Genomic DNA, 12,841 nt, shown 5'->3' on the forward strand with positions numbered 1-12,841 from the left:
CATTCAATATTTAACCTTTGGTCGCTCCCAACGTTAGGCCGGCGATAAAGTGTTTCTGCATGGTAAAGAACAGGACAACTGGAGGAATTGCAGCAACCACCGCACCAGCTGACATAAACTGCCACGACGCCAACCACTGGCCTTGCAATGAGCTCAAACCCGCCGTTACTGGGCGCACTTCATCACTTTGAACGAGAACCAAAGCCCAGAAGAAGTCATTCCAAATAAAGGTAAACACCAATACCGCGAGTGCAGCTAATGCTGGGCGAACCAGTGGCAGAACCACATGCCAAAATATTTTCCATTCGCTGACCCCTTCTACGCGAGCGGCTTCGATCAAAGCATCGGGGATACCAACGATAAAGTTACGCATGAACAGGGTACAAAAGCCGGCTTGAAACGCGATATGGAAGAAGATCAAAGCCCAATGCGTGTCGTACAAGCCAAGATTAATCGTTAGGTCGCGTACTGGGATCATCAGGATTTGGAAGGGCACAAAGTTACCCGCAATAAACATCGCGAATATCCAAAGATTGGCTTTGAAGTTGTATTTTGCTAATGCATAGCCCGCCAATGTCGAGAGCGCCACCGCTCCTGCCACTGCAGGCAAGGTGATGATTAAGCTATTAATTAAATACTGCCCCATCGATGTTGACGTGAACACCTGTGTGTAGTTTTCGATGAACTGAATCTCACTCGGCCAACCCCAGTAGTTACCTTTGTTGATATCTTCCATCGAGCGAATCGAGGTCATCATCACCGCAATGAGTGGGAGCAGCCACATCACAATAGAGATAGGCAACGCCACTCGATAACTGATATTGGTAAAGCGTCCTGCTTTTTGAATCGGTTGTGGATACATTATTTTTCACTCCTCAACATACGCCACAAGAAGTAAGCGATATAGATATCCATGATTAGGAATAGGACAACGGAAACCGCAGCGCCATAACCCATTCGATAGTTAAAGATAGACTCTTCATACATTTGATACGCTAATACCGTAGAGCTTCCCCAAGGACCACCAGCCGTCATGGTGGCAACCAAATCGAATGAACGCAGGGCACCTATCACGGTGACTACCACGGCGATAAAGGTCGCAGGTCGTAATTGAGGCAACACCACATACCACAGCATGCGCCACTTCTTCGCGCCATCTAACCTCGCCGCTTCTAACTGTTCAGGGTCTAAGTTGTTCAACCCTGTTAGGTACAAAATCATGCAGTAAGAGATTTGTGGCCACAGGCCTGCCACGATGATCCCGTAGGTAACGTAGTCTTCATTGGCGAGAATCGAAATAGGATCAAAACCCAACGAGGCCAGTACAATGTTGAACAGACCAAAAGATGGGTCATAAAACCAAGCAAATACTAAGCCCACCACCACTTGAGAGATAACAAATGGGAAGAAGAACAGTGACTTAACGACACGAATGCCTTTCACTTGTTGGTTGAGAAAGAGTGCAATAGCTAGACCACAAGGTGGCGCAAGCATAAAGAAGATCAACCAGAGAAAGTTATTCGTCAGTGAGGTGTAAAATGCATCTGAGTCAAAAAGCTCGCGGTAGTTTTCTAGTCCCACCCACTCTTTCTCTCCAAGTCCATCCCACTCAAAAAAGCTCAACCAGATACTGTCCACAATCGGAAAGATCACGTAGAGCGAGAAGATGGCAATTGCCGGTGTTAAAAACAGCCACGGCGACAGCTTAGAGCTGATGCGCCTTTTCTTTCTGGCTGATGGGATGCGATTTTCTGGGTATATCGTTTTCACAGATTGCACCATTTTCCCAAATTCCTTGTCTTCATAGCTTTGTTTACAATTCCATTTGTTTCAAAGTTAATCGGCGAAACATCATCAAATTGCTAAGCTTTAATCGTAACCATGCTCAAATATTAATCTCAGCAATCATATTGTGTATCGTTATGTTTAAATTGTGTAAACGATTCCACAAAAAACGGAATAGTTTGTAAAATTTGTATGAGCCGGATCAATAAATCGTGCGAGGCACCTAACAAATTTCTGATGAATGCGTATGTTTTAAAGGCAAAGTGATGTAGTCCAACAAGGCAAGGAGATAGCATGGCTGATATCAGCTTAAAAAAGGTCATTAAGCGTTATGGTGATGTACAGACCATCCATGGTGTTGATTTAGAGATAACCAACGGCGAGTTCGTTGTTTTTGTTGGTCCGTCAGGTTGTGGTAAATCTACGCTCCTTCGCTTAGTTGCAGGCCTAGAGGAAATTACCGAAGGCGAGATCCATATTGGTGATGAGCTCGTTAATGATGTTGACCCTGCAGAGCGTGGGGTAGCGATGGTGTTTCAATCCTATGCTCTCTATCCGCATATGACCGTCGAAGAGAACATGGGCTTTGGCCTGAAAATGAATGGCGTCGCTAAAGAGACCATTGACAAGCAGGTCACCAGCGCAGCCAAAACCTTACAATTAGAACACTTGCTGAAACGTAAACCGAAGGAGCTGTCTGGTGGTCAACGTCAAAGGGTTGCCATTGGACGTGCAATCGTACGTAACCCAAAAGTGTTCCTATTTGATGAGCCTCTCTCTAACCTAGATGCAGAACTTCGCGTCGATATGCGCTTACAAATCGCAAAATTACACCAAGATCTGCAAAACACCATGATTTACGTAACTCACGATCAGGTCGAAGCGATGACGCTTGCCGATAAAATCGTGGTTCTTAGAGACGGTAGAGTAGAACAAGTTGGCTCACCACTAGAGCTTTACCATAATCCACAAAATGAGTTTGTAGCTGGCTTTATTGGCTCACCTAAGATGAACTTTTTACCTTGTGTCGTAGGCTCTTGTTCAGAGACCCATGCTCAGCTCACGATTAATGGTAATAGCCAAATTACTATTCCACTCCCAGACAAAAAACTAGCCGAAGGACAACAGCTGACCCTCGGCATTAGACCAGAACACCTAGAAATTGATGGCGGTTCTGACATCACAATTGAGTTTCAAAGTGAAGTGGTTGAGCGTCTTGGCAATAGTACCTATATGTTCGGCCAATCTTGCGGTATAGACGGCTTTAAGGTTCACTTACCTGGTGATCAAGAAGTCTCACGTTATCAATCTATCGAGCTAAGCTTCTCTGCGAAAGACTGTCATCTATTCGATGCCCAAGGTCAACGAATCGAATAACTATACGGTTTATACAAAGCCAGTTTTAAGCACTGGCTTTGTTGCTCTTCCTTTCTGTTTGTCCTCTTTCATTTTCTTTACCTCTTACCTACCTTTTAGCCACGTTTGAAGGGAAAACGTTACCAAATCAACCTCTTTTTTCGGCTAAAAACCGTCTATTATTGGCCTTATATGTAATCCGGACATTATTTTGATAGTCGTTTTCTTAATAAGCACTACACTAAAGCTTCACCCTTCCTTTTTTGAGAAAATCTAAATGCCTAATGCTGATTCCAACCTAAACAAACGCATGGGAATCGTTGCGCTCACTTGGCCAATATTCATTGAAGTCCTATTAAGAACCGCGCTCAACACCAGTGACGTGTTCATGTTATCTGGATACTCAGACAAAGCCGTATCAGCAGTTGGTGTTATCTCGCAGATCTCATTTTTTCTGATCATTGTCTCGACGATGGTAAGCAGTGGCACCGGTATCTTAATTGCACAATACAACGGCGCTTCACGTGATCAAGAGAGTGCGCATGTCGGTGTGGCCAGTATCATCCTCGCCATCATTACCGGTATTTTGCTGAGTATTCTCGCGGTACTGGGCGCTGAATATTTCATACCGCTCTACCAGCTCGAACCACAAGTCGAGCAGTACGCTCAAGAGTATCTATTCATCAGTGGTGCACTGACTTTTAACGTCACCATTGGCGTAGTATTGACGACCATTCTTCGCAGCCACGGCTACTCAAAGTCTCCAATGGTCATCAATATGATCGCGGGTGTTATCAACGTTGTAGGTAACTACTGCGCGCTATACCAGCCCTTTGGATTACCTGTTTACGGTGTTCAAGGTGTCGCGGTTGCTACTGTCTTTAGCCAAGTGATCGGTATGTTTATTTTGATTGGAGTCGTCAAAAGCAAAGGGATCAACCTTCCGATTAGGCAATTCAAGACTATTCCTAAATCAATTTACCAAAAGATCATCAAGATTGGCTCCATGAATGCCGGAGAAGTGCTCTCCTATAACATGGCTCAGATCAGCATTACCTTCTTTGTTGTTCAGATGGGCACCTCTTCACTCGCAGCCTTTACCTACGCGCAGAATATCGCTCGTCTCTCTTTCGCGTTTGCGTTAGCCATTGGTCAAGGCAGCCAGATCCAAACGGGATACTACATCGGCAAAGGTTGGATCGATGAGATTACCTCACGCGTGCAACGTTACTTTGTTGTAGGCTTTATCGCGTCAACTGTGATCACCTGTTTGATATATCTATTCCGCTTCGAGATCCTAGATGTTTTCACCCAAGACCCAGAGATCATCGCTCTTACCGCCGCTCTTATTGCAGGCTCAATACTGCTTGAAGCGGGCCGAGTGTTTAATCTGATCTTTATCTCGTGTCTAAAAGCCGCTGGTGACATTCAGTTCCCGGTGAAAATGGGCATATTGAGCATGTGGGGCATTGGGGTTGCCATGAGCTATTTGCTTGGCGTGCACTGGGGCTATGGCGTATTTGGCGCGTGGATGGCCATTGCAATGGATGAATGGTTCCGAGGCATCATTATGGCTCATCGTTGGCGAGCTAAGAAATGGACCAAGTACTCCTTCTAGACAGTATTCAAAGCAAAAGAAAAAGCGCTAGGGGGAGCTAGCGCTTTAAACCAACTAATTCCATTTAGTTAGGGAGAGTTTTTAACCATGTAAAACTCAATCCATAGCTAGAGTCGCTGAACATACACACGATCATCCGTTGTTGTACTGAATTAAGTCTCAAATTAAGTATAGCCACAATTTGAACATGGTGATGACAAATTCTTTGTTTTTAAGATTTATTCGCCCATCTACACAAAACCCCAAAAACTACGCTAGCATTTTAGTAGATGCTACCTTCCTCTAATCAAATTCTGACTTCTTTTAACAGCTGTTTACTGTAGGTGTTTATGGATCAATTATCTCCACTCAGTACAAAGCGTTCTAACCTCGTTCTTTCATTGAAGAGTGAGTTCAATCGAAATAAATTGATCATTTACTTTGTTGTAATAACGACCCTACCTGTTTTTCTGGTTGACTCATCAACTTACGGTACATTGCGATATGACATCTATAACTATTTAGATATTCTTTCTGTTGTTTGCTATGTGAGCTTCATGGCTTGGGCGACGTATTACTACATTTACCTACTCATTAATAAAGAAAAGAGGCCATTAAAGCGTTTCTTAAAGAAAATGAAGACGCTATTTCTACCAATCTCAAAGCCTGTCTTCTTCGCCATCATGATATTTACCCTGAACATCTCATTTTCTAGCTACACATTTATAAAATCAATCATACCTGAGGTCATGCCTTACTACTTGGATTTGGAGTTCTACCACATCGATAAATGGTTGCATTTTGGCTACTCTCCATGGGAAATCACACACTACTTTTTCTCCTCTCCATACGCCACATTGTTTATAAACACTCTATATAATGCTTGGTTTTTTCTGATGTGGGGGATGATTCTCTATTTCATTCTTTACAGGAAAAATGATCACCTCAGAAACCGATTTTTTATCACCTTTATGAGCTCTTGGACTTTGCTAGGTAACATCATGGCAATCGTAATGTCATCGGCAGGCCCTGCATTCATGCATTACTTCGAAGGCGTAACTCTCTATTCCGACCTTATTGCGCTATTAAAACAGCAAAGCACATATCTGGCCTCTTTAGAGTTACCTCCTGTTTGGGCTCTAGGCACTCAAGAGATGTTATTAGAAAAATACATCAATTCGGAAAACGGGATAGGGATTGGGATATCAGCGATGCCAAGTATGCATGTCACAATTGCAGTTCTCATGGCTCTGTGTGGATATGAACTCAATAAAAAGCTCGGTTACGCACTCTGGATGTATGCGTTTTTTATTCAAGTTGGTTCCGTACACCTTGCTTGGCACTATGCTATCGATGGGTATATCGGTGCTATATGTGTCATTATTCTATGGTACTTCGTCGATTGGCTCCTTAAGAGGATAGCTCCCCAACCTACGACTTCCTAGCCATTCGAATGACGGTCTCACTTACAAGATCGCGAATGAATTTGTTTTTATTATCTTGCGACAAACCTTTCCGATACATCAGCTGTATATCAAAATCAGGAACTTCAATCGGTGGTGGAACTGCTTTTATTGAGCTATTTGGACTTTGTTGTGTTGCGACTAATCTAGGAACGATACAAATCAGTTTTCGACCTTGAATTAGATTCTTAACGGTTAAGAAGTTACTTGAAACAATGGAAACCCTGCGTTGCAAACCGTGCTCTTCCAGTTTTTTATCGACTCCGGTGCTCATAGCGCCATTCGGTGAAACTAATGCGTGCTCAACCGAAGTAAACTCTAGCAGTGACATAGAGTCTGAAAACTGACACACCTTACTATCATACAAACACACATGCTGCTCAGTATAAAGCAACTGAGTATTGTACCTTTTAACTACGTCACCAAAGCTACCAATAACAACATCGAGCTTTTCACTCTCATAAACTTGTTGGTAATTAGCACGATTAACATTAAACAAAGCAACTTTGGATTGAGGTGCCAATCTTTTAATTGTGTCAAACAGTGACGGGCCAAACATTTGTTCTGCATAGTCTGTTAAACCGATCTTCCAAACACCATCATACGTTTCCGGATTGAACGGCTTGGCTCGCAAAATATCCGTCTGAATCTGAGCGAGTAATAAATCGACGGAATGGGATAGCTCTATTGCTCTTTCTGTTGGCTCCATTCGACTCCCCACACGTTCAAACAGTGGATCATCGAACAGCTTTCTTAGTCTCTGTAAACTATGGCTCATCGCCGATTGACTCACAAAACAACGCTCAGCCGCCTTGCTGACACTGTTAGTTTTATACAATGCTTGTAGAGCAATCAATAAGTTAAGATCAATGCCTTTCCAATTAAAGTTTGCCACTTACCCGTCCAATATCATTAATAGAGACAATTAAAACAATTAATTTGAATCATAGTACTGTTCCCCCTAAATTACTCGTAATTCTTTAAATGGGTATGATCATGTTTGCAATTTTTAAGACCTTTTTTTGGCTAGGTTGGATCAGTTTTGGTGGTCCAGCGGCTCACATCGGTTATTTCAGAAACACGTTTGTCGAAAAAATGAAGTGGCTAACTGACGAGGAATACGGTCAGATTGTGGCACTAAGTCAGTTCTTACCGGGCCCCGGTTCAAGCCAAGTCGGCTTCGCTGTTGGTTACAAAAAAGGAGGGCTGACTGGCGCTATTGCAGCTTTTGTTGGCTTCACAACTCCGTCAGTGATCTTGATGCTAATACTAGCCGTTGCAAGTTCTCAATTGCTTGAAAACTCTCTTTTCAACTCAATCATCCATGGACTTAAGCTGCTTGCCGTCGTGGTCGTCGCCGATGCAACTTATGGAATGTACAAAAACTTCTGCAAATCAGCCATCGCAACGTCGCTATGCGTTATGACTGCCGTTGTGCTACTGCTATTCCCTGGTATCTGGCCACAAATCTTCGTGCTTATTGTTGCTGCACTGATTGGCAGTCAATATCTGTCTTCACAACCGCAACCTTCGATGACCAGTAGCGAAAAGATTTCATTTGCACCACTCGCTCTCTTTGTCGCTCTGCTTTTTGGCCTGCCTTTGCTGGCAAGCTACTCAAAGGGTATCGAAGTATTCGGATTGTTCTACCAAGCAGGTAGCTTGGTGTTTGGTGGTGGACACGTGGTTCTACCATTGCTCCAAAATGGTATTGGTGATCAGTTGTCCCAAGACGCTTTTTTAACGGGATACGCAGCTGCACAAGCCGTTCCAGGACCGATGTTTACCCTTGCCACCTATTTAGGTTACGTGCTTATGCCAGCATCGCCAGTGTTAGGCGCTCTGATTGCAACCATCGCCGTTTTCCTACCGGGATTTTTATTGCTGTTAGGTGTCCTAAAAAATTGGCAAGCGATAGCGAGCAAACCACTGGTGTCTGGTGCGTTAACAGGCGTCAATGCAGCGGTTGTTGGTCTGCTACTCGCGGCTTTGTATCAACCTATCTTCACCAGTGCCGTGAACAATGGGCTAGACTTCGCGCTAATCGTGGTTGGTGTTTGGTTGCTTAAATCAATCAAGCTTCCAATCGTTGGCTTAGTCGGTGTGTTTATTACTGCGGGTGCAGTTATGAATTGGCTGTAAACTGATTCCTAAAATGAAGCCGAAGCGAAAACCCGTTCGCTTCGGCAATAAATAAACACTGTTGTGATAAAGGTATGGCAGTGTCTCTATTTTTTAATTCATCTCTCGAACTTGCGAGATTGCTGTCTCCAAGTTTTTATTGGCTAACTCATAATATGAAGCTTTCTTATCAATCGCTTGCTGCAAGTAAGGAATGGCTTCTTCTGGCTTGCCTTGAAGAATCAAGAAGTAACCAACATTGTTCAGAGCCTCTGGCGCATCCATATGGCGCATAAAGGTGTTAACTGATTTCTGCACTTCGCCTTTTGCAAGATAAATCAAGGCAAGGTTATTCTGCGCTTTCTCATTGTTTGGTTCGAGGTTCAACGCGTTATTCGTCAATCGCAACGCTTCATCATATTCACCATCCATGTAGTGAGAATAGCCCATGTTGATTAACCCTTTGACAGAGCGCGGAGAGATGGTCAATACCTTACCAAATAGAATCTGTGCCACATCATGATCACCGGCGACATCTCGTAATACTCCAACTCCCATGTAGGCTAACAGCGGGGACTGATCGTCCACTTTAAAGGCTTGAGCCTGACTCTTGGTTAGTGAATGATTATTAGAGATACTTTGACCACTGCTCAATCGCACTTGGTCTGAGTTAATGGCTTTATAGAAGTAACTTAAACCTTCTTCCAGTCGATTCTGTTTAGTGTATAAACTTCCAAGTTGTTCAAGCGCTCCCGTATGCGCTGGGTCAACATTCAAGACAGCAAGATATGATTTTTCAGCCAGAGGGTAATTCGCTCTAGACTGGTGGATACGGCCAATCGTAAATAATGTTCGGTCATGGAACTCTTTCTCTGGGTACGAAAGAGAACGGATATACTCATACAAGGCAAGATCGACATTGTTCTCACGCAGAGCCTTGTCTCCTCGGACAATGGCCTCTTTCTCGTTCAAAGGAGGCGCATCATTGCTCAATGTATCAATCGGTTTGCCCGCGTAAAGTTCAGAATTAAAGTCGTTGCCCGTTTCATCAGATGACGCACATCCAATAAGAAAAAGAGGTAACATGAATAATATAATTCTATTTATGGTTCTCATAATTCAGCTCCTGGAGATGTCAAGGCATCCATTACGATCATCATCCCTGGCCCTAGCGCAACGATAAAAAAGCATGGCCAGATAAATAACAACATTGGGAACAGCATTTTGGTTGGAATCTTAGCTGCGATCTCTTCTGCAGCCTGTTGACGCTTATCCCTGAAATCAGCAGTATAATCTCTTAAGGTTTGTGCAAGGCTTCCACCCATCTTTGAAGCATGAGACAGCATAGAAACCAATCCTTCTAACTCAACAAGCCCTGTACGTTCAATAAGTTGACTCAAAGCATCCGGCATTGGTACACCTGCTTGAATCTTGGCAAACACCGTATCCAACTCATCAGCTAGCTCAGGTTGAGAGACATACAGTTCTGTTGCAACCCGCCCTAATGCCGCATTAAAACCAAGGCCGGATTCAGTACACACCACCAGCAAATCCAAAGCGTCAGGTACACCATTTCGGATTTTGCGTTGGCGCTCTTTCTGTAATTTATTGAGGATGAAGTTTGGTGTAAACATCCCCAAGAAAATACAAGTCAAGGTTAAGAAGTTGTTATAACTACCGCCAAGCGAAGTGAAGTACACCATGAATGCACACAACAGACCGACTAGAGTGGACAGCAACTTCAGCGAATAAAAAACAGATAATGCGCTCTTGTTGTGATAACCGGCATGCATCAGTTTTTCAGAGTACGTCTCATTATCGCGCTTATTACCCTTACCAATAAAAGGACTTAATGATTCGAGTGTATTGGTAAAGTCGTAACTTTTTCTTTGGGTCGAATTTCCACCGTGACCCGATATTTTTTTCAGGCGCTTATCTAACGGTGAGCTAGCACCAACCACCAAAAAGCCCACAGTTAGAGTCAACAAAACAGTGGTCAACAAAATCATCGCATAAATCACAAACTGCGAACTAAACCCGAAGTTTTCGATAGCTTGCATCCAAGCACTTAAATTGAATAACTCCATAATTTATATCTCTACATTAATTATTTTCTTGATCCATAAAGCACCAATGGCCAACAAAACAATACCTACACTCACCATAGTGATACCACGAGGGTCGCTGTACAAAGGTTCTACATAATCTGGATTAAATAACTTAAGACCAAAAAACAACGCAAACGGGGAGAGCGTTAATATCCATGCAGATAAGCGGCTTTCCGCAGAAAGTGTCTTGATCTTTCGTTCTAATTTGAAACGAGCTCTTAATACTTCTGATACTTTTTGAAGGTTTTCCGACAAGTTACCGCCAGTCTCTTTTTGCAGCATAACCGCACTGGAAAACGCCAACATTGACACGGTAGGCACGCGCTCTGCCATCTGTAAGATCGCCAGACGCAAGTCATAGCCATAATTCAGCAAGTTGTAAGTGTTCTTGAATTCGGTACCAATTGGATCTGGCAGTTCTTCACCTACCTCATTGAATGATTGAACCAACGGTTGACCAGCTTGCAGAGCTCGACGAATGATATCTAGAGCTTCGGGGAGCTGTTGTTCAAAAAGCGCCAGGCGGTAAGTAACCCGGTTTTGAACATACAGATAAGCAATAACCCAAGAGAAGAAAAAGACAGCCACGCAAATAAACCATTCCTGATTAAAAAGCAGAGCCAGCAAAGTTAGCGATAGACCAGCTAGAAAAGTAGTAAATAGAAAACGCGTGAGAGCCATCTTGATCCCAGCCAGTTCAAGCATTCGCTTCAAATCTGCAAACACTGTGATAGATACTAACTTTCGGTCTAATGGTGACAGCTCTTTACGGTAGTGCTCTTTCAGTAAAGAAAGGCTCTCTTCATCGATATTTCGCTGCGTCTCTTTCAGTCGACGAGACAGCTCCCTATGTTTAGCTTTTTTCCCCGCAGCAGGCAGCAGCAAGGCTTGCGAGATAAAGAGAACTGCAACGAACAACAACAAGAGTGAAACCGTTACATTATCCATACTCCCTCCTACTCTTGGTTCTCAGAGAAAATATCAAAAGGAATATCTAACCCACGTTTAACTAATTGATCATGAGTCTGAGGGACGATACCTGTTGCGGTATAAAAGCCTTGAATATTTCCTTCAGCGTCGACACCTTTTCGTTGAAAACGGAAGATCTCTGACATTGTGATCATCTCCCCTTCCATACCATTGATTTCTTGTATGCTGACCATGCGACGCTTACCGTCTTCTTGACGTTCCATTTGAACAACCAAATGTATTGCCGATGCAATCTGAGCGCGAAGGTTTTTGGTTGAGATGTTCCAGCCAGCCATAGAGAACATGTTTTCTACTCGGCTCAACGCATCACGAGGGGTGTTGGCGTGAATCGTCGCTAAAGAGCCATCATGACCAGTATTCATTGCAGCGAGCATATCGACGGCTTCGCTCCCCCTTACCTCCCCAACCACAATTCGGTCAGGACGCATACGTAGAGTGTTTTTCACCAATTCACGTTGGCTAATTTCACCTTTGCCTTCGAGGTTAGCAGGACGAGTCTCTAAACGAATCACATGAGGTTGTTGTAATTGAAGCTCCGCGGAATCCTCAATGGTGATGATTCGCTGATCCCTTGGAATAAAGCCTGAAAAAATATTGAGTGTGGTAGTTTTTCCTGAGCCAGTACCACCAGAGATAAGAATATTGAGCTCACCTTTTACCGCAGCCTCTACAAACTTAGCCATTCCTGGAGATATAGAACCGTAACTCAACATGTTGTCCATGGTCAGGCGGTCAACAGCAAAGCGTCGGATTGAGACAGAAGGCCCGTCTAATGCAAGGGGGGGAATAATGGCGTTAACACGAGAACCATCGACAAGTCTCGCATCGACCATAGGTGACGCTTCATCGATGCGTCGACCGACTTGGCTAACAATTCTATCGATGATGTTTCTTAAGTGGCGGTCATCAAGAAAGGTATAAGGTGTTTTCTCAAGTTTACCTCGACGCTCTACATAAACACTCTTAGGGCCATTCACCAAGATATCAGATACTGTGGTATCCGCTAACAAAGGCTCTAACGGACCTAGCCCAAAAACCTCGTCCTCAATCTGTTTAATAACACGCTTTCGCCCCTCAGCACTTAACGCTTGGCTTGAGTCATTCGCCATTAACTGAACGATAGCTTCATGGAGATCTACTTTGGCTCTGTCAGTCTCTAAGCTTGAGAGTAAGCCTAAATCTAATGTCTCTAATAGCTGCTTATGGAAATAGTGCTTAATTGATAATTCTTGCTCGAGAGCCTTTTTGGCTTCATTAATCGACTTTTCTTTTTCGGCACTAGCATTTTCCACATCAACCTTAAGAGTCTCCTCAGGAGAAGACACTTGGACTTCATTTGAAGTCATCGTTGCAGCTTTTTTTTCAAACTCTGGGTTGATATTTTTTCTTTTAAAGAACATAACGCTCCCTCGCTTATGTAT

Annotated in this window: 11 protein-coding genes; 4 read left to right on the forward strand and 7 right to left on the reverse strand. The window is 43.5% G+C overall.

The window, feature by feature from the left end:
- Positions 1–10: 10 nt before the first annotated feature.
- Both L1D60_RS10920 and L1D60_RS10925 read right to left on the reverse strand, forming a co-directional pair.
- Positions 11–862: a carbohydrate ABC transporter permease gene (locus L1D60_RS10920; protein ID WP_032551606.1), complete on the reverse strand. Its 852-nt coding sequence runs from the start codon at positions 860–862 to the stop codon at positions 11–13.
- The gene (locus L1D60_RS10925) at positions 862–1,782 is read right to left on the reverse strand and encodes a sugar ABC transporter permease (RefSeq protein WP_239841113.1); all 921 of its coding nucleotides are present in this window, start codon (positions 1,780–1,782) and stop codon (positions 862–864) included. Before L1D60_RS10925 ends, L1D60_RS10920 begins: the two co-directional genes overlap by 1 nt.
- A gap of 297 nt (positions 1,783–2,079) precedes the next feature.
- Here L1D60_RS10925 and ugpC point away from each other — a divergent pair, with 297 nt between their 5' ends.
- From ugpC to L1D60_RS10940, 3 genes are all read left to right on the forward strand, one after another.
- Positions 2,080–3,162 (forward strand): sn-glycerol-3-phosphate ABC transporter ATP-binding protein UgpC, encoded by a 1,083-nt coding sequence (gene ugpC / locus L1D60_RS10930; RefSeq protein ID WP_239841114.1) that lies wholly within the window; start codon positions 2,080–2,082, stop codon positions 3,160–3,162.
- Between the two features lie 256 nt (positions 3,163–3,418).
- The gene (locus L1D60_RS10935; RefSeq protein ID WP_239841115.1) at positions 3,419–4,759 is read left to right on the forward strand and encodes an MATE family efflux transporter; all 1,341 of its coding nucleotides are present in this window, start codon (positions 3,419–3,421) and stop codon (positions 4,757–4,759) included.
- A gap of 329 nt (positions 4,760–5,088) precedes the next feature.
- Positions 5,089–6,183 (forward strand): phosphatase PAP2 family protein, encoded by a 1,095-nt coding sequence (locus L1D60_RS10940; RefSeq protein ID WP_239841116.1) that lies wholly within the window; start codon positions 5,089–5,091, stop codon positions 6,181–6,183.
- On the opposite strand, the gene L1D60_RS10945 is transcribed toward L1D60_RS10940, so the two are convergent.
- Positions 6,170–7,096, reverse strand: coding sequence for a LysR family transcriptional regulator (locus tag L1D60_RS10945; RefSeq protein ID WP_239841117.1), 927 nt, complete (start codon positions 7,094–7,096; stop codon positions 6,170–6,172). The genes L1D60_RS10940 and L1D60_RS10945 overlap by 14 nt on opposite strands.
- Positions 7,097–7,197: 101 nt before the next feature.
- Here L1D60_RS10945 and chrA point away from each other — a divergent pair, with 101 nt between their 5' ends.
- A complete protein-coding gene (gene chrA / locus L1D60_RS10950) occupies positions 7,198–8,343 on the forward strand; it encodes a chromate efflux transporter (protein ID WP_239841118.1) in 1,146 nt (381 codons plus the stop codon).
- Positions 8,344–8,436: 93 nt separating this feature from the next.
- On the opposite strand, the gene L1D60_RS10955 is transcribed toward chrA, so the two are convergent.
- From L1D60_RS10955 to L1D60_RS10970, 4 genes are read right to left on the reverse strand one after another with little or no spacing between them, the layout of a single operon-like run.
- Entirely contained in the window at positions 8,437–9,438 is a 1,002-nt protein-coding gene (locus L1D60_RS10955) for a tetratricopeptide repeat protein (protein ID WP_239841119.1), read from the reverse strand.
- Complete coding sequence (locus L1D60_RS10960) at positions 9,435–10,409, reverse strand: type II secretion system F family protein (protein WP_239841120.1); 975 nt, start codon at positions 10,407–10,409, stop codon at positions 9,435–9,437. The genes L1D60_RS10955 and L1D60_RS10960 overlap by 4 nt, the downstream gene beginning before the upstream one ends.
- Before the next feature lie 3 nt (positions 10,410–10,412).
- Positions 10,413–11,378, reverse strand: coding sequence for a type II secretion system F family protein (locus L1D60_RS10965; protein WP_239841121.1), 966 nt, complete (start codon positions 11,376–11,378; stop codon positions 10,413–10,415).
- A gap of 8 nt (positions 11,379–11,386) precedes the next feature.
- Complete coding sequence (locus L1D60_RS10970) at positions 11,387–12,820, reverse strand: CpaF family protein (RefSeq protein ID WP_239841122.1); 1,434 nt, start codon at positions 12,818–12,820, stop codon at positions 11,387–11,389.
- Positions 12,821–12,841: the final 21 nt, after the last annotated feature.

Source organism: Vibrio sp. Isolate30 (assembly GCF_022397975.1).
GTDB lineage: Bacteria > Pseudomonadota > Gammaproteobacteria > Enterobacterales > Vibrionaceae > Vibrio > Vibrio fortis.

Coding starts and splice junctions, on each gene's coding strand:
- L1D60_RS10965 (WP_239841121.1), bottom strand. CDS start 11,378: ATGGATAATGTAACGGTTTCACTCTTGTTGTTGTTCGTTGCAGTTCTC.
- chrA (WP_239841118.1), top strand. CDS start 7,198: ATGTTTGCAATTTTTAAGACCTTTTTTTGGCTAGGTTGGATCAGTTTT.
- L1D60_RS10970 (WP_239841122.1), bottom strand. CDS start 12,820: ATGTTCTTTAAAAGAAAAAATATCAACCCAGAGTTTGAAAAAAAAGCT.
- L1D60_RS10940 (WP_239841116.1), top strand. CDS start 5,089: ATGGATCAATTATCTCCACTCAGTACAAAGCGTTCTAACCTCGTTCTT.
- ugpC (WP_239841114.1), top strand. CDS start 2,080: ATGGCTGATATCAGCTTAAAAAAGGTCATTAAGCGTTATGGTGATGTA.
- L1D60_RS10925 (WP_239841113.1), bottom strand. CDS start 1,782: ATGGTGCAATCTGTGAAAACGATATACCCAGAAAATCGCATCCCATCA.
- L1D60_RS10920 (WP_032551606.1), bottom strand. CDS start 862: ATGTATCCACAACCGATTCAAAAAGCAGGACGCTTTACCAATATCAGT.
- L1D60_RS10955 (WP_239841119.1), bottom strand. CDS start 9,438: ATGAGAACCATAAATAGAATTATATTATTCATGTTACCTCTTTTTCTT.
- L1D60_RS10935 (WP_239841115.1), top strand. CDS start 3,419: ATGCCTAATGCTGATTCCAACCTAAACAAACGCATGGGAATCGTTGCG.
- L1D60_RS10960 (WP_239841120.1), bottom strand. CDS start 10,409: ATGGAGTTATTCAATTTAAGTGCTTGGATGCAAGCTATCGAAAACTTC.